This is a genomic window from Pseudomonas sp. Pseusp10, assembly GCF_059492225.1.
Genome location: NZ_CP168528.1, coordinates 3,440,289 through 3,461,737 on the forward strand (window position 1 = coordinate 3,440,289; position 21,449 = coordinate 3,461,737).

Annotated in this window: 19 protein-coding genes; 11 read left to right on the forward strand and 8 right to left on the reverse strand. The window is 61.3% G+C overall.

What is annotated here, in order from left to right; translation table 11 throughout:
• The first annotated feature begins 37 nt into the window (after positions 1 to 37).
• Together ACEN8Z_RS15510 and ACEN8Z_RS15515 are read left to right on the forward strand one after the other, a co-directional pair.
• The gene (locus ACEN8Z_RS15510) at positions 38 to 1,045 is read left to right on the forward strand and encodes a magnesium chelatase ATPase subunit I (protein ID WP_495594756.1); all 1,008 of its coding nucleotides are present in this window, start codon (positions 38 to 40) and stop codon (positions 1,043 to 1,045) included.
• A gap of 119 nt (positions 1,046 to 1,164) precedes the next feature.
• The gene (locus ACEN8Z_RS15515; RefSeq protein ID WP_495594757.1) at positions 1,165 to 1,710 is read left to right on the forward strand and encodes a vWA domain-containing protein; all 546 of its coding nucleotides are present in this window, start codon (positions 1,165 to 1,167) and stop codon (positions 1,708 to 1,710) included.
• Between the two features lie 136 nt (positions 1,711 to 1,846).
• On the opposite strand, the gene ACEN8Z_RS15520 is transcribed toward ACEN8Z_RS15515, so the two are convergent.
• On the reverse strand, positions 1,847 to 3,070 hold the full coding sequence (locus ACEN8Z_RS15520; RefSeq protein ID WP_495594758.1) for an NADH:flavin oxidoreductase/NADH oxidase family protein: 1,224 nt from the start codon (positions 3,068 to 3,070) through the stop codon (positions 1,847 to 1,849).
• 76 nt (positions 3,071 to 3,146) lie between these two features.
• Here ACEN8Z_RS15520 and ACEN8Z_RS15525 point away from each other — a divergent pair, with 76 nt between their 5' ends.
• The 9 genes from ACEN8Z_RS15525 (at position 3,147) to ACEN8Z_RS15565 (ending at position 10,562) form a co-directional block, all read left to right on the forward strand.
• Positions 3,147 to 3,551 carry a MerR family transcriptional regulator gene (locus ACEN8Z_RS15525; RefSeq protein ID WP_008000112.1) on the forward strand — a complete coding sequence of 135 codons (405 nt, stop codon included), beginning with the start codon at positions 3,147 to 3,149 and terminating at the stop codon, positions 3,549 to 3,551.
• 308 nt (positions 3,552 to 3,859) lie between these two features.
• On the forward strand, positions 3,860 to 4,708 hold the full coding sequence (locus tag ACEN8Z_RS15530; RefSeq protein WP_495594759.1) for a transporter substrate-binding protein: 849 nt from the start codon (positions 3,860 to 3,862) through the stop codon (positions 4,706 to 4,708).
• A 51-nt stretch (positions 4,709 to 4,759) separates the two neighbouring features.
• Positions 4,760 to 5,422 carry an amino acid ABC transporter permease gene (locus ACEN8Z_RS15535; RefSeq protein WP_108228182.1) on the forward strand — a complete coding sequence of 221 codons (663 nt, stop codon included), beginning with the start codon at positions 4,760 to 4,762 and terminating at the stop codon, positions 5,420 to 5,422.
• 9 nt (positions 5,423 to 5,431) lie between these two features.
• A complete protein-coding gene (locus tag ACEN8Z_RS15540) occupies positions 5,432 to 6,094 on the forward strand; it encodes an amino acid ABC transporter permease (RefSeq protein WP_495594760.1) in 663 nt (220 codons plus the stop codon).
• Positions 6,091 to 6,885 (forward strand): amino acid ABC transporter ATP-binding protein, encoded by a 795-nt coding sequence (locus ACEN8Z_RS15545; RefSeq protein ID WP_495594761.1) that lies wholly within the window; start codon positions 6,091 to 6,093, stop codon positions 6,883 to 6,885. The genes ACEN8Z_RS15540 and ACEN8Z_RS15545 overlap by 4 nt, the downstream gene beginning before the upstream one ends.
• Before the next feature lie 30 nt (positions 6,886 to 6,915).
• Positions 6,916 to 7,305 carry a RidA family protein gene (locus ACEN8Z_RS15550; protein WP_008000121.1) on the forward strand — a complete coding sequence of 130 codons (390 nt, stop codon included), beginning with the start codon at positions 6,916 to 6,918 and terminating at the stop codon, positions 7,303 to 7,305.
• Positions 7,306 to 7,477: 172 nt separating this feature from the next.
• Positions 7,478 to 8,242, forward strand: a complete 765-nt coding sequence (locus tag ACEN8Z_RS15555; protein ID WP_108228185.1) for an IclR family transcriptional regulator — start codon at positions 7,478 to 7,480, stop codon at positions 8,240 to 8,242.
• Between the two features lie 39 nt (positions 8,243 to 8,281).
• Positions 8,282 to 9,499 (forward strand): amino acid deaminase, encoded by a 1,218-nt coding sequence (locus ACEN8Z_RS15560; RefSeq protein ID WP_495594762.1) that lies wholly within the window; start codon positions 8,282 to 8,284, stop codon positions 9,497 to 9,499.
• A gap of 130 nt (positions 9,500 to 9,629) precedes the next feature.
• A complete protein-coding gene (locus ACEN8Z_RS15565; protein ID WP_495594763.1) occupies positions 9,630 to 10,562 on the forward strand; it encodes a sugar kinase in 933 nt (310 codons plus the stop codon).
• A gap of 116 nt (positions 10,563 to 10,678) precedes the next feature.
• Here the strand turns inward: ACEN8Z_RS15565 and ACEN8Z_RS15570 are convergent, their stop codons facing one another.
• From ACEN8Z_RS15570 to ACEN8Z_RS15600, 7 genes are all read right to left on the reverse strand, one after another.
• Entirely contained in the window at positions 10,679 to 10,954 is a 276-nt protein-coding gene (locus tag ACEN8Z_RS15570; RefSeq protein WP_007898282.1) for a peptidylprolyl isomerase, read from the reverse strand.
• A 68-nt stretch (positions 10,955 to 11,022) separates the two neighbouring features.
• Complete coding sequence (locus tag ACEN8Z_RS15575; protein WP_495594764.1) at positions 11,023 to 13,560, reverse strand: PAS domain-containing hybrid sensor histidine kinase/response regulator; 2,538 nt, start codon at positions 13,558 to 13,560, stop codon at positions 11,023 to 11,025.
• A gap of 207 nt (positions 13,561 to 13,767) precedes the next feature.
• The gene (locus ACEN8Z_RS15580) at positions 13,768 to 15,723 is read right to left on the reverse strand and encodes an acetoacetate--CoA ligase (RefSeq protein WP_495594765.1); all 1,956 of its coding nucleotides are present in this window, start codon (positions 15,721 to 15,723) and stop codon (positions 13,768 to 13,770) included.
• Between the two features lie 120 nt (positions 15,724 to 15,843).
• Positions 15,844 to 16,617, reverse strand: a complete 774-nt coding sequence (hbdH, locus tag ACEN8Z_RS15585; RefSeq protein ID WP_495594766.1) for a 3-hydroxybutyrate dehydrogenase — start codon at positions 16,615 to 16,617, stop codon at positions 15,844 to 15,846.
• A gap of 7 nt (positions 16,618 to 16,624) precedes the next feature.
• Entirely contained in the window at positions 16,625 to 18,016 is a 1,392-nt protein-coding gene (locus tag ACEN8Z_RS15590) for a GntP family permease (protein ID WP_495594767.1), read from the reverse strand.
• A gap of 285 nt (positions 18,017 to 18,301) precedes the next feature.
• Positions 18,302 to 19,717, reverse strand: a complete 1,416-nt coding sequence (locus ACEN8Z_RS15595) for a sigma-54 interaction domain-containing protein (RefSeq protein WP_495594768.1) — start codon at positions 19,715 to 19,717, stop codon at positions 18,302 to 18,304.
• Positions 19,718 to 19,862: 145 nt separating this feature from the next.
• On the reverse strand, positions 19,863 to 21,440 hold the full coding sequence (locus tag ACEN8Z_RS15600) for an ABC transporter ATP-binding protein (RefSeq protein WP_495594769.1): 1,578 nt from the start codon (positions 21,438 to 21,440) through the stop codon (positions 19,863 to 19,865).
• Positions 21,441 to 21,449: the final 9 nt, after the last annotated feature.

The window sequence follows — 21,449 nt, forward strand, 5'->3', positions numbered from 1 at the left end:
TGTCTGTGACATCACCGACCATGACCGAGATAGAACAATGACCGACACCCCGCATTTCCCGCTCTCCGCCGTGGTCGGTGCCGACGATTTGAAGCTGGCTCTGTACCTGACCGCCATCGACCCGAAAATCGGCGGTGTACTGATCGAAGGCCCGCGGGGCATGGCCAAGTCGACCCTGGCCCGCGGTCTGGCGGACCTGCTGGCCAGCGGTCAGTTCGTCACTTTGCCGCTGGGCGCCACCGAAGAACGCCTGGTCGGCACCCTCGATCTCGACGCGGCGCTGGGCGAAGGTCGTGCTCAGTTTTCCCCCGGCGTACTGGCCAAGGCTGACGGTGGCGTGCTCTACGTCGACGAGGTCAATCTGTTGCCCGATCACCTCGTTGACCTGCTACTTGATGTGGCCGCCAGCGGCACCAATCTGGTCGAGCGCGACGGTATTTCCCATCGGCACTCGGCGAAGTTCGTGTTGATTGGCACCATGAACCCGGAAGAGGGTGAGCTGCGTCCGCAATTGCTCGACCGTTTCGGCTTGAATGTCGCCCTCGGTGGCCACACCGCGCCTGCCGAACGGGGCCAGATCATCCGCCGTCGCCTGGATTACGACAGCGACCCGCAAGGTTTCTGCGCCGAATGGGAATCCGCGCAGGCGTCTTTGCGTGAACGTTGCCAGAACGCACGCAACGCATTGCCGAACATTCCCCTCGACGACCAGGCGCTGGCACGCATCACAGAGCGCTGCTTTGCCGCCGGCGTCGATGGTTTGCGCGCCGACCTGGTCTGGCTGCGTGCCGCCCGGGCGCACGCCGCCTGGCGCGGGGCGAGCACCATCGCCGAGGACGATATCGACGCAGTCGCCGAGTTCGCCTTGCGTCATCGCCGTCGCGAGCATTCGCCGCCGGCACCTGCGCAATCCCATACTGCGCAACAAACCGCGCCGCAGAGCGACAACCCGAGCGAAGGACAGGGCCAGTGGGGCGAAATGCCTGCCCAGGCGCTGGCGGTCGGCGCACGACGTGAAGTGCCGAGCTGGCCAAAAAAGCCCTAGGCATTCGCCCTCGCTCCGACGCGGGGGCGAATGCCAGACCCCGTGCCGGGCGGCTGGACCACGGCAAGCAGGGCAAGCGTCACGCCGCACGCAATGGCTCGATCAACTGGCCAGGTACATTGCTCAATGGCCGGCCGCGTCAGCGTGACGATCTGTTGTTTCACCTGCGCACGCGTTCGCCCCATGAGCTGTGGCTGGTGATCGTTGATGCCTCGGCATCGACCCGCCGTCATCAGGCATTGAGCGATGCCAAGGGCCTGCTGGCGCAATTGTTCGACGATGCCTATCGCCAGCGTGCGCGACTGGCCCTGCTCACGGCCAGCGGTTCTGTACCCAAGTGGCAGGTGCAGGGGTTGAAGGCTTCGACCGGGTTGCGCCGTTGGCTCGATGGCCTTGGCGCCGGTGGCGGCACGCCGCTGCTGGCGGCTTTGAGCGAAGCGGGGCAATGGCTTGCAGCACGGCAAAAGTATTTTCCGGCAGAGCAGCAGCGGTTGTTGTTGGTGACCGATGGTCGGCTGAAGGACTGGCCGCTGCTGCCGACGCTGGAGTGCCCGGGGGTGCTGATCGACATCGAGCGCGGGCCGATTCGGCTTGGGCGCAGCAAGGTGCTGGCAGCGCAGTTGCAGGCCGAGTATCGGCACATTGACGAGCTGATTCCGGGCTGAGATCTGTTTTGCCTGTACTGGCCCCATCGCGGGCAAGCCCGCTCCCACAGGTCATGCGCAGATTTTGAAATGGCGCTAATCCTGTGGGAGCGGGCTTGCCCGCGATAGCGGTGTACCTGCCAACCTCAAATTTGAATCACTTGCCCATCGCCTGCCGATACTGCCGGGTACGCTTGCCAATGTACAACCGGTCGACAATCAACGCCCACAACGCCGACACGTCAGGCCGGGTGGTGCGCCCACGGCTCAAACGATGCAGCTGGAACTTCACCACCGCCATGCTCGCCAGCGCCGCCAAAGGTTTGCGCTTCCAGCGGATCGGCGGCAGTTGCGGGTGGCTGTTCTGGCCTTCGCGCCAGTGCTTGACCAAGTGCGGTTCCACGGCCAGCGCAGTGCCGATGCCGGCCATGGCGATGCCACTGTCGAGAACCTGTTCGACGATTGCCAAACGGCGGATCCCGCCCGTCACCATCACCGGCATGCGCGCCACGCTGGCCAGTTCACCGGCCATTTCCAGAAAGTACGCCTCCCGTGCCAGGGTCCGGCCATCGCGCGCTTCACCTTGCATGGCCGGTGCTTCGTAACTGCCACCGGAGAGTTCCAGCAGGTCGATCGGTTGTTCGTTGAGCCACAGGATCACCTGCCGCGCATCATCGGCATCGAAACCACCACGCTGGAAATCCGCTGAATTGAGCTTCACCGACACACAAAATTGTGGCGACACCGCCTGGCGCACCGCCTCGACGACGGACAACAGCAGGCGCGCACGATTTTTCAGCGAACCGCCCCATTGATCGGTGCGTCGATTGGTCAATGGTGAAAGGAACTGGCTGATCAGGTAGCCGTGAGCGGCGTGGATCTGTACACCGGTAAAACCGGCTTTCTCCGCCAGTGCGGCGCTGGTGGCGAAGCGTCGGATCACCTCCTGGATGTCGTCCTCGCTCATGGGTTTGGGTTCGGCGAACATCTTCGAGAACTGGCCGAGATCCAGTGCAACCGCCGACGGCGCCAGCGCTTGCTGGCCAAGGTTGGCCATGGTCTGGCGGCCAGGATGGTTGAGCTGCATCCAGAAATGCGCACTGCCAGCGCGGCCAATACTGGCCCACTGGCGGAAGCGTTCCAGATGGCGCTCGTCTTCCAGCGCTACACCGCCGGGGCCGGTCATGGCGCGGCGGTCGATCATCACATTGCCGGTCAGCAACAAGCCGGCCTCACCTCCGGCCCAGGCCTGATACAGGCGAAACAGCGCCTGGTCGGGCACTTGCTCGGTATCGGCGAGGTTCTCCTCCATGGCGGCTTTGGCAATGCGATTACCGATGGTCTGACCGTTGGGCAATTTCAATATCTGGAAGGGCGACATGCTTGACTCCTCGAAGTGATGAGTAGAGCCTAAGCTTAAAGTTAACTTTAATGTCAAGCAGGCAAATGAGGTCCCGATGAAAATTGGTGAATTGGCACAGTTGAGCGGGTTGACCGCATCGCGCATCCGTTTTTACGAGTCTCAGGGATTGATCCGGCAGGTCGAGCGTTCTGCCAACGGGTATCGGCGTTACTCGCAACAGGCGCTGCAAACCCTGCAACTCATCCAGTGTGCACAACAGGCCGGTTTCAGTCTGGATGAGCTCAAGCAATTGCTGCCGGATAATGTGACGGGCGCGTTCAAGCACGATGAGTTGATGGCCGGCCTCCATCGCAAGATCGAGCAGATCGAAGAGATGCAACGGCACCTGGCCCACAGCAAGGCGCAGTTGCTGGGATGGATCGACACCATTGAGGCCCGACCCGAAGGCATGACCTGCGACGAAAATGCCGAAAGGGTGATGACTTCATTCAAGCACTGATTGCGAGGACATCGGTTCAGCGCACAAGGGTTGCCCGGCAGCGCTGACGATGCCGATGGAACAGGGCTGTGCATTGGCGCAGCCCGTTTGAGAACCAGATACCCGCCCTTTGTAGCCAACGGTAGCGGTTACGGTGCCGAGCGATTCGTAACGTTTTTTGCTGTTTTTACGCATCCCTCTGATTCAAAACAAATTTCAATCTCCCTCACATTCCCTCCACATCCTGTGGCACACTTTCTGCTGTCTATTCCGTTGTTGCATACCATGTTCCGGTATAGCGGAATAAACATTACCCTGGAGTGCTTGCCATGCATCGCCGACCTTCCTTGTTCAAAGCGTGTGTTTTTCTGTTCGCGGCTTGCGCCGCTGCCATGGGCGTGGCCCAGGCGGCGGACAGCAAGCTCGACAGCGTTCTGGCCCGCGGCAAACTGATTGTAGGCACCGGCAGCACCAATGCGCCGTGGCACTTCCAGGGCGCCGACGGCAAGTTGCAGGGTTTTGATATCGATATCGCCCGAATGGTCGCCAAAGGGTTGTTCAACGACCCGAGCAAGGTCGAGTTCGTGGTGCAGTCGTCCGACGCGCGTATCCCCAACCTGCTGACCGACAAGGTCGACATGAGTTGCCAGTTCATCACCGTGACCGCCAGCCGTGCCCAGCAAGTGGCGTTCACCCTGCCGTACTACCGCGAAGGCGTCGGCCTGCTGTTGCCGGCCAACAGCAAGTACAAGGAAATCGACGACATGAAAGCCGCCGGCGATGGCCTGACCGTGGCAGTGCTGCAAAACGTCTATGCCGAAGAGTTGGTGCATCAGGCGCTGCCCAAGGCCAAGGTCGATCAGTACGACAGCGTTGACCTGATGTATCAGGCCGTGAACTCCGGTCGTGCCGACGCGGCGGCCACCGACCAGTCTTCGGTCAAATACCTGATGGTGCAGAACGCCGGCCGCTATCGCAGCCCGGCTTACGCCTGGAGCCCGCAAACCTACGCCTGTGCGGTCAAGCGCGGCGATCAGGACTGGCTGAACTTCGTCAACACCACCCTGCATGAAGCCATGACCGGCGTTGAGTTCCCGACTTACGCGGCATCGTTCAAGCAATGGTTCGGTGTGGATCTTCCAACGCCTGCAATTGGCTTCCCTGTCGAATTCAAATGATCCCGTGAGAGCGGGGCGGTTATGAATCGCCCCGTTCAGGTACTGCTGACCATGAACTATCAGTTGAACTTTGCTGCCGTCTGGCGCGATTTCGACACCTTGCTGGCGGGGCTCGGCATGGGTCTTGAACTGGCCCTGGTGTCGATCGCCATCGGCTGCGTGATCGGCCTGATGATGGCGTTTGCCTTGCTGTCGAAGCATCGCGCATTGCGGGTGCTGGCGTCGGTGTATGTCACGGTGATCCGCAACACGCCGATCCTGGTGTTGATTCTGTTGATCTACTTTGCGTTGCCAAGCCTGGGGATCCGTCTGGACAAGATTCCCTCGTTCATCATCACCCTGTCGCTGTATGCCGGGGCCTACCTGACCGAAGTGTTCCGCGGCGGTTTGCTGAGCATTCCCGGGGGCCTGCGTGAAGCTGGGTTGGCCATTGGCCTGGGTGAGTGGCAGGTCAAGGCCTATGTCACCGTGCCGGTGATGTTGCGCAATGTGTTGCCGGCCCTGTCGAACAACTTCATTTCGCTGTTCAAGGACACCTCGCTGGCGGCGGCCATCGCCGTACCGGAGCTGACCTATTACGCGCGCAAGATCAATGTCGAGAGCTACCGGGTGATTGAAACCTGGTTGGTGACCACGGCGCTCTATGTGGCGGCCTGTTACCTCATTGCCATGATGCTGCGTTACCTCGAACAGCGTCTGGCGATTCGCCGATAGGAGGCCCCCATGTACGAATCCCCCAGTTGGTTGCATGAGTTGTGGGTGGCGCGCGAACCCCTGTGGCAGGGCTTTCTGACCAGTGTGCAGGTGTCGGTGCTGGCGATTTTGCTCGGCACGCTGGTTGGTGTCGTCGCCGGACTGGTGCTGACCTACGGCAAGTTCTGGATGCGCGCACCGTTTCGTTTTTATGTCGATGTGATTCGCGGCACGCCGGTGTTCGTGCTGGTGCTGGCCTGCTTTTATATGGCGCCGGCGCTGGGCTGGCATATCAGCGCGTTCCAGGCCGGTGCGCTGGGTTTGACGCTGTTCTGCGGCTCCCATGTCGCCGAGATCGTGCGCGGGGCGTTGCAGGCATTGCCGCGCGGGCAGATGGAAGCGAGCAAGGCCATCGGCCTGACGTTCTACCAGGCCCTCGGTTATGTACTGTTGCCCCAGGCGTTGCGGCAGATTCTGCCGACCTGGGTCAACTCGTCGACCGAGATCGTCAAGGCCTCGACACTGCTGTCGGTGATCGGTGTGGCGGAATTGCTGCTCAGTACCCAGCAGATCATCGCCCGGACCTTCATGACCCTGGAGTTTTACCTGTTTGCCGGATTTCTGTTTTTCGTCATCAACTACGGCATCGAATTACTCGGCCGGCACATTGAAAAGCGGGTGGCTTTGCCATGACTCAGACTCAAACCCAAGCACAAAACGGCCAACCGCTGCTGGACATTCGCGGCCTGCACAAACGTTACGACCAGCTCGAAGTGCTCAAGGGCGTCGACCTGACCATGCAGCGCGGCAACGTGGTGACGCTGATCGGCTCCAGCGGCTCGGGCAAGACCACGCTGCTGCGCTGCGTGAACATGCTTGAAGAGTTCCAGGGCGGGCAGATCCTGCTCGACGGCGAATCGATCGGTTATGACGAGGTCAACGGCAAACGCATTCGCCACCCGGAAAAAGTCATCGCGCGCCATCGCGCCATGACCGGCATGGCGTTCCAGCAGTTCAACCTGTTCCCGCACCTGACGGCGTTGCAGAACGTCACCCTGGGCCTGCTCAAGGTCAAGAAGCTGCACAAGGACGAGGCCGTGGCCCTGGCCGAGAAATGGCTGGAGCGCGTTGGCCTGCTGGAACGGCGCGATCACTATCCCGGTCAGTTGTCCGGCGGGCAGCAGCAGCGCGTGGCGATAGCCCGGGCGATTGCGATGAACCCGAGCCTGATGCTGTTCGACGAAGTCACCTCGGCGCTGGACCCGGAACTGGTGGGCGAAGTGCTGAGCGTGATCAAGGGCCTGGCCGAAGACGGCATGACCATGCTGCTGGTGACCCACGAAATGCGCTTTGCGTTCGAGGTTTCGGACAAGATCGTTTTCATGAATCAGGGGCGTATCGAAGAACAGGGGCCGCCCAAGGACCTGTTCGAGCGCCCGCAATCGCCACGACTGGCGGAATTTCTCAAAAGCACCCGTTTTTGATTCTTCAATGTTCAATCAGGAGAAACACTCATGAGCATTACTCGTTACGGCACCGGCAGTACCGCCGCTGGCGGTCAGCCTCGCCCTTTCGCCCGCGCCGTTGAAGCCGATGGCTGGCTGTATGTTTCCGGGCAAGTGCCGGCGGTGGACGGCGAGATTATTACTGGCGGCATTGTCGAGCAGACCCACCAGACCATGAAGAACCTGATCGCGATTCTCGAAGAGGCAGGTTTTGGCCTGGAAGATGTGGTGCGTGCTGGCGTGTGGCTGGAGGATCCGCGGGATTTCACGAGTTTCAACAAGGTCTTCTCCGAGTACTTCAAACCCGAGCACGCCCCGGCGCGGGCCTGTGTGCAGGCGAACATGATGGTCGACTGCAAGGTCGAGATCGACTGCATTGCGTACAAGAAAAAGGCTTGAACCGAGTCGCGCCCATCGCGGGCAAGCCCGCTCCCACAGGAATTGAAGGTGTGTTTGCAGTCTGTGGCAGCACACAGAACCTGTGGGAGCGAGCCTGCTCGCGATGGCGGCCTAACAGTCAAAGCAACACTCTCGGTAAACTCCCCGGCGACTTTGAATGGGAACCACTGAAATGACCGAAGACACCATCAAGCGCCGGGCACGCGGTCTGGACCGGGCGTTCGATATCCTTGATTTCCTCAAGGAGATCGGCCAGCCGCTGCGCCCGAACGACATCGCCAACGGCATCGGCAGCCCCAAATCCACGGTCTACGAACTGGTGGCCTCGCTGCTGGAACGGCGCATCCTGGAGCCGGTGGGCAAGGACGGTCATGTCTATCTCGGTCGTCAGTTGTACTTTCTCGGGCAGGCGCACCTGCGGCATTTCGACCTGACCCGCGAGGCCGATCACGCCTTGCAGGAAATCGTCAGCCAGACCCATGAAACCGCGCAGATGTGCCTGCTCAACGGGCGCAAATACACCGTTGCGCTGATGAAAGAGGGGGAGCGGCATTTCCGCATTTCCTCGGACATCGGCGAAAACGCGCCCATCCCCTGGACCGCCTCCGGGCGCCTGTTGCTGGCGCACCTGAGCGACCAGGAAATCGTCGACCTGATCGACCACGACGACTTCATCCTGCCCGATGGCGAACGCCTGGAGCTTGCGCAGTTTCTCAAGGAAATCCGTCAGGCCGGCATCGATGGTTTCTTTTCCTTCGATAGCGTTGCCGATACTTTTACCCATTGCTTCGCCGCGCCGGTCAAAGACCCCAACGGCGTGGCCATCGCGACCCTGTGCATCGTCGCCCCACGGGCCGATGCCAAGAACAACTACAACGACTATCGCCGGGTGCTGATCGAAAGCGCCAACAGCCTGGCCCGTCGCATCAACGAATAACAGCGGCTGCCTGCGGCTGCGTGAACGAGGAGTTCGACCATGTCTTCTGCCCCCCATACTGCCAACGTGGATAAAGGCGCTGCCCCGATCGGTGCCAACCTGGTGCGTGACGTCAGCCTGCCCGCGCTGGTACTGCACCGCGAGGCGCTGGAACACAACATTCGCTGGATGCAGGCATTCGTCAGCGACAGCGGAGCGGAACTGGCGCCCCATGGCAAAACCAGCATGACCCCGGCGTTGTTCCGTCGCCAACTGGACGCCGGTGCCTGGGGCATCACCCTGGCCAGCGCCACGCAAACCCGTGCGGCCTACGCCCATGGCGTGCGCCGGGTGCTGATGGCCAACCAGTTGGTCGGCACGCCGAACATGGCGCTGATCGCCGACCTGCTGGCCGACCCGACGTTCGACTTCTATTGCATGGTCGACCACCCGGACAACGTCGCCGACCTCGGCGCCTATTTCGCCTCCCGTGGCGTGCGCCTCAACGTGATGATCGAATACGGCGTAGTCGGTGGTCGTTGCGGTTGCCGCAGCGAGCAGGAAGTGCTCGACCTGGCCAAGGCCATCGCCGCGCAACCGGCGCTGGCCCTGACGGGGATCGAAGGCTATGAAGGCGTGATCCATGGCGATCACGCCGTGACCGGCATTCGCGATTTCGCCGCATCACTGGTGCGCCTGGCGGTGCAGTTGCAGGACAGCGGAGCCTTCGCCATTGCCAAGCCGATCATCACTGCGTCGGGTTCGGCCTGGTATGACCTGATTGCCGAATCCTTCGAAGCACAGAACGCCGCCGGACGTTTCCTCAGCGTGCTGCGTCCGGGCAGCTATGTGGCTCACGACCATGGCATCTACAAGGAAGCGCAGTGCTGTGTACTCGACCGTCGCAGTGACCTGCACGAAGGCCTGCGTCCGGCGCTGGAAGTGTGGGCGCACGTGCAATCGCTGCCGGAGCCGGGCTTCGCGGTGATTGCCCTGGGCAAACGCGACGTGGCCTATGACGCCGGTTTGCCGGTGCCATTATTGCGTTACAAGGCGGGCGTCGTGCCGGCCATAGGCGATGATGTGAGTGCCTGCAAAGTGACTGCAGTGATGGACCAGCATGCGTTCATGACCGTAGCGCCGGGGGTTGATCTGCGGGTGGGCGATATCATTTCGTTCGGCACTTCGCACCCGTGCCTGACGTTCGACAAGTGGCGTGTCGGCTGTTTGGTGGACGAGCAACTGAACGTCATCGAGACCATGGAAACCTGTTTCTAAGGCTTGAGACCGAGGCGCTGCCATCGCGAGCAGGCTCGCTCCTACAGGGGAACGCATTCCAAATGTAGGAGCGAGCCTGCTCGCGATAGCGGCGGCCCAGACAACAAAGAAACACCAGAGACCCCACAACATGAACACCATCAACACCCTCGGCCCCAACACTCCACGCATTGCCCTGATCGGCGAATGCATGATCGAGTTGCAGCATCGCGCCGACGGCAGCCTGCAACAAAGTTTCGGCGGCGATACCTTGAACACGGCGGTGTACCTGTCCCGGGAGTTGGGAGAGGACGGCAGCGTGGACTACGTCACCGCCCTGGGCGATGACAGTTTCAGTGACGCGATGTGCCAGAGTTGGGCAGCGGAAAATATCGGCCTGGAGATGGTCCAGCGCCTGCCTGGACGCCTGCCGGGTTTGTATTGCATCCAGACTGACGCCGCCGGTGAGCGACGCTTTCTGTATTGGCGCAATGAAGCGGCGGTGCGCGATTGCTTCACTACGCCAGCCGCCGCGCCGATCCTTGCGGCGCTGCCGGATTACGACGTGCTGTATTTCAGCGGCATCACCCTGGCGGTGCTCGGTGCTCAAGGTCGGGAAAAATTGCTGGACACTCTGATTGAAGCCCGCCAGCGCGATGCGCGAATTGTGTTCGACAACAACTACCGGCCACGGCTGTGGGCATCGGTCGAGGACGCACAAGCGGCGTATCGCAGCATACTGCCGCATGTCGACATGGCATTGCTGACGGTGGATGACGAACAGGCGTTGTTTGGTTATGCCGATTGCGAAGCAGTGTTTGCAGCGTATGAGCAGATCGGTACGCCGGAAGTGGTGCTCAAGCGCGGCGCGCAAGCGTGCCTGATTCGTTGTGATGGCGAGTCATTCGAGGTGCCGGCGCAGAAGGTCGAGCGGGTGGTGGACACCACGGCGGCGGGAGATTCGTTCAGTGCCGCGTATCTGGCCTCGCGCCTGAAGGGCGGTAGCCCGGGGGAGGCCGCCGAGGCCGGGCATCGGTTGGCGAGCCGGGTGATTCAGGTGCCGGGGGCACTGATCCCCAAGTAACAGCTGAATGGCCGCTGGCTGCGCCATCGGATCGCGAGCAGGCTCGCTCCCACAGGGGAACGCATTCCAAATGTGGGAGCGGGCTTGCCCGCGAAGAGGCCCGAAAGCCAATAGCATCAATCCCGGTAAAACACCTGCACCAGGTGATACCCGAACTTGCTCTTGATCGGGCCATGTACCACCCGCAGCGGTTTCTTGAAGATTACCGCATCGATCACACCGACCATCTGCCCCGGCCGCACTTCACCGAGGTCGCCGCCGCGCTTGCCCGATGGGCAGGTCGAATACTTCTTGGCCAGCACATCGAACGCTTCACCCTTGGCGATGCGTTGTTTGAGCTGCTCGGCTTCTTCCGAGGTCTTCACCAGAATATGGCGGGCTTGAGCTTTCATGGGACAGTTACCTTGCAACGATGCTGGCTATGTGGGTGGCAGCGGGGGGCGCGCGATTATGCCTCAATTCAGTTCGGTTGACCGATCATCGTGCGAATCTTGTTGGCCAGCAGGTCGATGGAAAACGGCTTGGTCACCATGTCCATGCCTTCTTCGAGGAAACCCTGGCGCTCGGCGGCGATTTCCGCGTAGCCGGTCATGAACAGCACTTTCAGTTCGGGACGATGCTGGCGGGCGATTTCTGCCAGTTGTCGGCCGTTCATGCCCGGCAATCCCACATCAGTCACCAGCAGGTCTACCCGCAAGTCTGACTCCAGCACCGGCAGGGCGCCCTTGGCATCTTCGGCTTCATGGGCGCGGTAACCCAGTTCCTTGAGCAGGTCCATTACCAGCATGCGCACTGCCGGATCGTCTTCCACCAGCATCACGGTTTCGCCAGCAATCGCCGCCGGTGCCTCGCCGAGGACGGGCGACAGGGCTTTTTCCGGCTCGGTCGAATGCAGGCGCGGCAGGTACAAGCGCACGCTGGTGCCCCGTCCGGGCAGACTGAACAGATTGACGTGGCCCCCTGACTGCTGGGCGAAACCGTAAATCATCGACAAGCCCAAACCGGTACCCTGGCCGATGGGCTTGGTGGTGAAGAACGGGTCGAATGCCTTGGCCAGCACCGAGGGCGTCATGCCGGTGCCGTTGTCGCTGACGGCAATCATCACGTAGTCGCCTGCCTTGACCGGTTCCAGGGTCGTGATGTCGCTGCCGTCGAGGTACACATTGGCGGTTTCGATCTGCAATTCGCCGCCATCGGGCATGGCATCCCGGGCGTTGATCACCAGGTTGAGCAAGGCGTTTTCCAGCTGGCTGACATCGGTGCTGACCCGCCAGATGTTCTCGGTCAGTTGCAGTTTGAGTTCGATGTGGTCGCCCTTGGTACGACGGAACAAGTCTTCGAGCGAATGGATCAACTCGTTGGGGTTCAACGGCTTGCGGTTGAGCGACTGACGCCGGGAGAACGCCAGCAAGCGATGGGTGAGGGCTGCGGCGCGGTTAGCCGAGGACACGGCCGCTTCGGTGAATCGGCCGATCTCGCTGGCACGGCCGTCGGCAATGTAGCGTTGCATCAGGTCGAGGCTGCCGATGATGCCGGTGAGCATGTTGTTGAAGTCATGGGCAATGCCGCCGGTCAGCTGGCCGACCGCTTCCATTTTCTGCACATGGCGCAAGGCGTCTTCGGCGCGCTCACGTTCGAACATCTCGTTTTGCAGACGCTCGTTGGCCTCGGCCAGTTGGCGGGTGCGGGCGGCAACCCGTTCCTCAAGGGTTTCGTTCAGGTTACGCAGGGCTTCTTCGGTCTTTTTGCGTTCGGTTTCGTCGATCACGAAGATGTAGAAACCGTTTACCGCGCCGTCTGCGCCATGGCGTGGCAGGTAATTCATCAAGGCCTGGCGCATGCTGCCGTCGCGGTGTGGCGTGCTGATGCTGAAACTGCAGGGCCGGCCGGACAGCGCCTCAGTGATGTACGGAGCGCGCAGCGCATAGGCTTCTTCGCCGAGCACTTCACGAATGGTTCGCCCGTATAGCTCTTGCGGCGTCAGCCCGTACCAGTCGAGGTACGCAGCATTGTTCAGGCGAAAGCGTTCTTCGCGGTCGACGTAGCTGATCAGAACCGGCATGGCATTAATGATCAGTTGCAGTTCGGTCTGGCTTTGGCGCAGGGCCTGTTCGGTGTGTTTGCGTTCGGTCAGGTCCAGGGCTGCGCCGAGGAAACGCATCGGCCGGCCGTGGTGATCCTTGTAGCAGCGACCGCGGGCAAACACCCAGCGCAACTGGCCGTCGTCTTGCAACAGGCGATATTCCTCGGCGTATTCGCTGCCGTGGGCGATGCAGTGCTTGATGCTGCGGGCGATCAGGGCGCGGTCTTGCGGGTGTACGCCGTGCAGGTACTCACTGATCGGCAACTGGTTGGCCATGGCCGGGTCGATGCCGTGCAGCTGGGCAAAATGCGCATCGGCGATGAAGCGGTCCTCGCTGATGTCCCAATCCCAGGTGCCAACCGCATCGGTGGCGGCGAGGGCCAGTTGCAGACGCTCCTCGGTTTCACGCTGGGCCTTGAGGCTGGCCGCCGAGCGCTGTTCGAGTTCGAGGGCGATGCGCCGGCGCTCGTTGGTTTCGATGGCGGTGACCAGGATCCCGGCCACCCTGGCACCTTCGTCGCGGATTGGACTGTAGGTCAGGTCGAGCCAGAAGTCGGACTCCCGGCCCTCACGTTGCAGGGTAAAGCGCTGTTCGCTGTAGGTGCGTACCTGTCCTTGCAGGACGGCGCTGTAAATCGGGTCGGTAAAGTCTTTCAACTCTGGCCAGATCAGGTGTGTCGGTTGTCCGAAGGCGTGTGGATGTTTGCTTCCGGCGAGCAGGGCGAAGCCGTCGTTGTAGATCTGCGTCAGTTGCGGGCCCCATAGCAGCAACATCGGCATCGGAGAGTGAATGACGATGTCCACGGCGGTTCGCAGGCTTTGTGGCCAGTTGCTGGCCGCGCCCAGCGGGCTGCTTGCCCAGTCGATTCGGGCGATCAAGGCCTGGGCATCGTTGGCGGTTGGTGTTGCGTTCATCTGGGAGTCCTGCGCCTGGGTCGCATTAGCTGGCCTCTATTCTTGCACAGGTGGCAGGCGCAGGTTGATTCGGGCGCTTGAGCGGTTCAGCGACGCAGGACCTGTGGGAGCGAGCTTGCTCGCGATGGCGTCGGGTCAATTTGCATTGATGTCAACTGACACTCCGCTATCGCGAGCAAGCTCGCTCCCACAGGTTTTTGTGGCGGTTCAAGACTGGAGTTCTGGCCTGTTTCGGTACTGCTCCAGCGCTTCGGGATTGGCCAGTGCATCGGTGTTTTTCACTTTCTGCCCGTGCACTACATTGCGTACCGCCAACTCAACGACCTTGCCACTGATGGTCCGGGGAATGTCGGTGACCGCGACAATTTTCGCCGGCACATGACGCGGCGTGGTGTTGGCGCGAATCGTCTCGCGGATCTGCTGTTGCAGCGCCTCGTCCAGTTCGAGCCCGTCACGCAACCGTACAAACAGCACCACCCGCACGTCGTCCTGCCACTGCTGACCGATGGCCACGCTGTCGAGCACCTGTGGAATTTTTTCCACCTGACGATAGATCTCGGCAGTGCCGATACGTACGCCACCGGGGTTGAGAACGGCGTCCGAGCGACCGTGGATCATCATCCCGCCATGGGGCAATTGTTCAGCGTAATCGCCTTGAGCCCAGACGCCGGGGAACTGGCTGAAATAGGCTTTGCGCAGTTTCTCGCCATCGGGATCGTTCCACAGGCCAACGGGCATCGCCGGGAAGTGCCGGGTGCAAACCAACTCGCCTTTTTCGCCAATTACCGGTTGGCCTTCGTCGTTCCACACTTCGACGGCCATGCCCAGGCTCTTGCCCATGATTTCGCCGCGCCTGACCTGTGACACAGGGTTGCCGTTGACGAAGCACGAGACGATGTCGGTGCCGCCGGACATCGACGCCAGGCACACGTCAGCCTTGAAGTCGCGATAGACGAAGTCGTAACTCTGCGGTGACAGCGCCGAACCGGTGCAAAGCAACGTCTTGAGGCTGCCCAGATCGTGGCTTTCACGCGGCTTGATACCGCTGCTTTCCAGGGTCGCAAGGTATTTGGGGCTGGTGCCAAAGACACTGATGCTCTCGTCGTCGATCAGGTCGATCAAACGTTGCGGGTCGGGCTGGAACGGTGAGCCGTCGTACAGCACCACGGAACTGCCTGTCGCCAACGCCGACACCAGCCAATTCCACATCATCCAGCCGCAGGTGGTGTAGTAGAACAGGCGTTCACCGGGGCCGAGATCGCAATGCAGACCGTGTTCCTTGACGTGTTGCAGCAACACGCCGCCGGTGCTGTGGATGATGCATTTGGGCACACCGGTGGTGCCGCTGGAGTAGAGGATGTACAGCGGATGGGCGAAGGGTACGGGGACGAAATCCGGTTCGCCGCCGGGCTCGTAGAAATCGTCCCATAGCGTCACGTTGGCCTGGGTGCGGAATTCCTCTATGTGCGCCTGTGGACGTGCGTAAGGCACGACGATCAACTGTTGCAGCGAAGGCAGGCGCTGGAGGATCTCGTTGACTTTGGCGGTCTGGTCAATCTCTTTGCCGGCATAGCGGTAACCGGCGCAAGTCACCAGTACTTTCGGTTCGATCTGGCCGAAACGGTCAACCACCCCTTGGGTGCCGAAGTCCGGCGAAGAGCAGGACCAGATAGCGCCAAGGCTGGTGGTGGCGAGCATGGCCACCAGGGTTTGCCAGGTGTTGGGCATGCAGGCGGCGACCCGGTCGCCAACCCTGACACCGGCCGCTACCAGCCCGTTTTGAAAACCGGCGACATGCTCCGCGAGTTCGTCCCAGGTCAAATGTTCACGCTGACCGTTTTCGCCAACGGCTACCACAGCGATCGCATCATCGCGACGCTGTAGCAGGTGTTCGGCGAAGTTCAGCGTTGCGCCGGGGAACCACTGAGCGCTGGGCATCTCAGTGCCTTCAAGCAGCACTGCGTCGGGTTGCTCGTGGAAGCGGATGTCGAAGAAATCGACGATGGCCTGCCAGAAGTCCGGGCGTTGATCGATGGACCATTGGTGCAGGGCAGGGTAGTCGTCGATCTTGAGGTGGTGTCGCTGATTGATGAAGCGCCGAAAGGCCTCCATGCGCGTCTTGCCGATGCGTTTGGGGTCGGGTTGCCAGAGGATGTCGGACATGGTTTGCCTCTTCTTATGTCTTTAGATCCATTCGCGGGCAAGCCCGCTCCCACAGAGGATCGCATTTCCATGTGGGAGCGAGCTTGCTCGCGATGAACGATCACGCGGTCTGGCAGATGATCACTGCGCCAACCACCCACCATCCACATTCCACGCCGCGCCACGCACCTGGCTGCCGGCTTCGCTGCACAGGAACAGCACCAGTTCACCCAGTTGCGGCGGAGTCACGAACTCCAGCGACGGCTGCTTTTCAGCGAGCAAATCATGTTGCGCCTGCTGCGGATCAACCCCACTGGCGGCACGATCATCAATCTGCTTCTGCACCAGCGGCGTCAATACCCAGCCCGGGCAAATCGCGTTGCAGGTGACCTGGGTGGTCGCGGTTTCCAGCGCGACCACTTTGGTCAAGCCGATCACCCCGTGCTTGGCGGCGACATAGGCAGCCTTGCCCACCGAGCCGACCAGACCATGCACCGAGGCAATGTTGATCACCCGACCCCAGCCTTTAGCGCGCATGCCCGGCAGGCTCAAGCGAGTGCTGTGGAACACCGACGACAGGTTGATGGCGATGATCGAATCCCAGCGTTCCACCGGGAACTCATCCACTGCTGCCACGTGTTGAATGCCAGCGTTGTTGACCAGAATGTCGACGCCGCCGAACTCGCGCTCGGCGTAGGCGATCATGTCGGCAATTTGTGCCGGATCGCTGACATCGGCCGGGTGATGGCCGACCTTGCCGCCGAATTGTTGCACCTCGGCGATCACTTTGGAGGCATCGCCGAAACCGTTGAGGATCAGGTTGGCCCCGGCCTTGGCCAGGCTGAGGGCGATCCCCAGGCCGATGCCGCTGGTGGAGCCGGTGACCAGTGCGGTCTTGCCCGAAAGAGTCGTCATGAATACCTCACACAATGCCAGTGGCGTAGAAGGTGCCGATCACCACGAAAACCGCCAGGGTCTTGATCAGCGTAATACAGAAAATGTCTTTGTAAGCTTCGCGGTGGGTCAGGCCGGTGACCGCCAGCAGGGTAATCACCGCGCCGTTGTGCGGCAGGGTGTCCATGCCGCCACTGGCCATCGCGGCGACCCGGTGCAGCACTTCCAGCGGAATGTTTGCCGCATGGGCGGCGCTGATGAACTGCTCGGACATCGCCGCCAGCGCGATGCTCATGCCACCCGAAGCGGAACCGGTGATGCCGGCCAGCAGGGTCACGGTAATCGCTTCATTGACCAGTGGATTGGGAATGCTCTTGAGCCAGTCGGCCAATACCAGAAAGCCGGGCAGCGATGCGATCACGGCACCGAAACCATATTCCGAGGCGGTGTTCATCGCTGCCAGCAACGCACCGCTGACCGCACTTTTACTGCCTTCGGCCAGCTTGCGGCTGATCGCCTTGTAGCCGAACGCCAGCACCATGAGGATGCCTACCAACAGCGCGGCCTGGACCGCCCAGATCGCCGTGAGCTTGGCGATGTCGGTGGTCACCGGTGCGGCCATGCCCGGCAGCGCGAGGCTGTGGGTCTTGCCATACACCTGCGGAATCCAATGGGTGAACAGCAGGTTCATGATGCCCACTGCCAGCAATGGCGACAGCGCGAGCCATGGGTTGGGCAGCTTGAGGTCGGCGGCGGTTTCCGGCTCGTTGCGCAGGTCCGAACCATAGCCTTCACCGGTACGCTGGGCCTTGTTGCGTTGGCGCTGGAGAAACAGCATGCCGGCGCAGAACACGAAGATCGTGCCGATCAAGCCCAGCCACGGCGCCGCCCACGCGGTGGTGTTGAAGAATGTGCTGGGGATGATGTTCTGGATTTGTGGCGTGCCGGGCAGGGCGTCCATAGTGAATGAGAACGCGCCGAGGGCGATGGTCGCCGGGATCAGCCGCTTGGGGATGTTGCTCTGGCGGAACATCTCAGCGGCAAACGGATAAACCGCGAACACCACCACAAACAACGATACGCCGCCGTAGGTCAGCAGGGCGCAAACCAGCACGATCACCAGCATCGCCTGGCGGGTGCCGAGCAGACGAATCGCCGCCGCGACGATGGAGCGCGAGAACCCGGACAGTTCGATCAGCTTGCCGAACACCGCGCCGAGCAGGAACACCGGGAAATACAGCTTGATGAAACCGACCATTTTTTCCATGAACACCCCGGTGAAAGCGGGGGCGACGGCAGAGGGGTCGGTGAGCAGGACAGCGCCGAGGGCGGCAATCGGGGCAAAGAGGATAACGCTGTAGCCACGGTAGGCAGCCAGCATCAGCAGCGCGAGGGCTGCCAAGGCAATGATCACACTCATGGTGTGTCTCCTGGGTTGTTATTTTTGTTGGGTGAAACTGGGTAGGAGAGGCGTATAGCGAGTTTTGTGCCAAGCACCTAACTTGTTGAAATATAAGGATATATTTTCAGTTCGGTGAGTTTTCCAGATACTTCTGTCTCTATTTTGAGACTTTCGTTGGGAGTGCTGGCCCCTTCGCGAGCAAGCCCGCTCCCACAGAAGAAGGCATTCTCCGAACCAACGCGGTCAACTGTGGGAGCGAGCTTGCTCGCGATGGTCTGTCTAACAATAGAGATTTGTGTCTCTTTATGGAGACTCTACAATCCCCAACGCCGCCATCTTCTTGTACAACGTCGACCGCCCCAGCCCCAATCGCGCCGCTGCCTCAATCACCTTGCCCCCGCATTGCGCGAGGGTCGTTTCGATCAGATGCCGGTCAAATCGCTCCCGCGCCGCACTGAACGTTTCGTGGGCAATCGGCTCGATGGCCAAGGGCACCGCGCGCTCCACTGGCGTGAACGTACCAATCGCCGCACGGATATCCGCTGTAGTCAGCCGCAAATCATCACTGAGCAGCGCGGCCCGCTCCAGCACATTGCGCAGTTCCCGGATGTTCCCCGGCCAGGCGTGTTGCCCCAACAGTTCCAGGGCTTCGTGGTGCAGTTCATGCTGGCTGCGCAGTTCCTCAAGAATCGCTTCACTGAGCGCCGGCACGTCATCGAGGCGGTCGCGCAGGGGCGGAACCTGTATCGGCAACACGTTGAGGCGGTAGTACAAATCGGCGCGGAATTCGCCGCGTTTGATCGCTGCTTCCAGGTTCGTAGAGGTCGCGGCGATTACCCGCACATCACTCTGGATCACTTCGTTGGAGCCCACCGGCTCGAATTCCTTTTCCTGCAACACTCGCAGCAGTTTGCTTTGCAGGGGCAGCGGCATGTCGCCGATTTCGTCGAGAAACAGCGTGCCGCCCTGGGCGATCTGCAATTTGCCGGCGCGGCCCTTGCGGTCGGCTCCGGTAAACGCGCCGGGGGCGGTGCCGAAGAATTCGGCCTCCAGCAGCGATTCGGGAATCGCCGCACTGTTGATGCTGACAAACGCCTTGTGCGCGCGGGGCGAGGCATTGTGGATCGCCTGGGCCAGCAATTCCTTGCCGGTGCCGGTTTCGCCGAGCAGCAGCACCGGCGATTCGGTACTCGCACTGCGCCGGGCACGGCGTTTGACTTCCAGGCTGGCGGCGCTGGTGCCGATGAAGTGGGCGAAGTTGTATTTGGTTTGCCGCGCCCGCAGCAGCGAGCGGGTGGAGGCCAGTTCTTCCTGCATGCTCATGTAGCGCTTGAGCATCGGCGACAGGCTGCGCAATTCGTCGAACAGGGCGAAACCGATGGCGCCGATTACCACGCCGGCATCGTCGTGAATTGGCAGGCGCATGACCACCAGCGGTTCTTTGGGCGTGTCTTGCATATCCAGCAGAATCGGCCGGCCGGTGCGCACCACTTCACGCAACAGGCTGCCGGGGATCACGCTTTCGCAGGGCTTGCCGATCGCACCCTCCGCCGATTGCAGGCCGAAGCGCCGGGCGTAGCGCTCGTTCATCCAGACGATGTTGGCGTCACGGTCGACAATCACCGTGCCTTCACTCGATTGCTCGATGATTTCGAACAACGAGCGGATCGCCAGCAGGCGAACGCGCTGGTAGTCCTTGAGGCTTTCGGTGGTGTTCATGGGTTTGATCCTGATGATTTATTGCCTGTGGTGGCCTCATCGCGAGCAGGCTCGCTCCTACAGTTGATTTGTGTCGTTCACAAATCCCCTGTAGGAGCGGGCTTGCTCGCGAAGGCCGCGCCGCGGTCCAACTGAATGCAATGGATTATGCCTGCCCCAACAACGCCGCCGCCAACAGCTCCTTGGTGTACGGATGCTGCGGTGAATCAAACACTTCATGGCTGGCGCCGCGTTCCACCACTTTGCCGTCCTTGATCACGATCATGTCGTGAGCCAGGGCGCGCACCACCGCCAGGTCATGGCTGATGAACAGGTAGGTCAAGCCATGCTTTTCCTGAAGCTGGCGGAGCAGGGCGACCACCTGTTTCTGCACCGTGCGGTCCAGCGCCGAGGTCGGTTCGTCGAGCAGGATCAGCGCAGGCTTGAGCACCAGCGCCCGGGCAATGGCGATGCGCTGGCGCTGGCCGCCGGAGAATTCGTGGGGATAGCGATGGCGACTTTGCGGGTCGAGGCCGACTTCACTCAGTGCCCGGATCACTTCGGCGTTGCACTCTTCGGTGCTCAACTGGCTGTGCACTTCCAGGCCTTCGCTGATGATCTGCGCTACCGACATTCGTGGACTGAGGCTGCCGAAGGGGTCCTGGAACACCACCTGCATTTTCTTGCGCCATGGTCGTAGCTGTTTTTGCGTCAGGCCGTCCAGCGCCTGGCCTTGAAAACGGATGCTGCCTTCGGAGTCGAGCAAACGCAGGATCGCCTGGCCAAGGGTGGACTTGCCGGAACCGGACTCGCCGACGATACCCAGGGTCTTGCCGCGCTGGATGTTCAGGCTGATGCCATCGACGGCACGCAACCAGGTCTTGCGCTGGAACAGGCCACCACCGACGGGAAACCGAACCTGCAGGTTCTCCACCTCCAGTACGTTTTCGCGTTCGTCCCGGGGCAAGGCTTCGCCCTCGGGTTCGGCGTGCAGCAATACGCAGCTGTACGGGTGCTTCGGTTCGGTGAAAAGGGTTTCGCAAGGCGCCTGCTCGACGATTTCCCCGGCCTTCATCACGCACACGCGCTGGGCGATGCTGCGTACCAGATTGAGGTCGTGGCTGATCAGCAGCAGCGACATGCCCAGCCGCTGTTGCAGGGATTTGAGTAGCAGCAGGATCTTGCGCTGCACCGTCACATCCAGCGCGGTGGTCGGTTCGTCGGCGATCAGCAGTTCCGGTTCGCACGCCAGGGCCATGGCGATCATCACCCGTTGGCGCTGCCCGCCGGACAATTGATGGGGATAGGCCTTGAGGCGTTCCTCGGGTTTCTGGATGCCGACCAGGTGCAGCAATTCGAGGATCCGCTCTTGTGCCGCTTTGCCCGCCAGGCCTTTGTGCACCAGCAAGGTTTCACCGATCTGTTTTTCGATGCTGTGCAGCGGGTTTAGGGACGTCATCGGTTCCTGGAAGATCATCGCGATGCGGTTGCCGCGCAGTTGTCGCAACTTGCCGGTATCGGCGCCCACCAGTTCCTGGCCGCGATAGCGGATGCTGCCTGTTGTCTCGGTATCGGTCCGGGGCAGCAATTGCAGGATCGAGTGGGCTGTCACCGACTTGCCCGAACCCGATTCACCCACCAGCGCCAGGCATTCGCCGGGGCGGATGTCCAGGCACAAATTGCGCACCACGGTCTGGCCGCTGAAGGCCACGCTGAGGTCACGGATTTCGATCAGGTTGGTCATCTCTACATT